Genomic DNA, 333 nt, shown 5'->3' with positions numbered 1-333 from the left:
TTTTTTTGCATAAAAAGGGCGCAATCCCCTATCATTAAGTTACCACACAAAAAGAAAGAGGTATTGCGCTTATGTCCAATTGTATAGCAAAAGTCATTGATTATAAAGGGGAAAACATTGTATTTGAAGAAGAACCAAAAGTAGTCTATATGAACTTAGTAAGAACACTAATTTTTAAAGGAACGCTTACTTATACGCCTGACTGCTGTGAAAACTGCGGAGCAGTTAATCATAATAACTTAATCATTAAAAACGGTAAACGCAAAACTATGATTAAATTATTAAAAACACAAGGTACACCTAGTTATTTAGAATTAAAAAAGCAAAGATTCT

General features: G+C 30.9%; 1 protein-coding gene. It reads left to right on the top strand.

The annotated features are described in order from the left end of the window. Nucleotides 1-71: 71 nt before the first annotated feature. The coding region (locus HMPREF2937_RS03960) for a transposase family protein (RefSeq protein WP_083326911.1) at nt 72-333 on the top strand (262 nt) is incomplete at its 3' end.

The sequence above is a fragment of the Staphylococcus sp. HMSC061G12 genome (genome assembly GCF_001838465.1).
GTDB lineage: Bacteria > Bacillota > Bacilli > Staphylococcales > Staphylococcaceae > Staphylococcus > Staphylococcus simulans.
The sequence above is the reverse complement of the archived record's forward strand: the minus strand, read 5'-3'. Positions and strand labels throughout refer to the sequence as shown.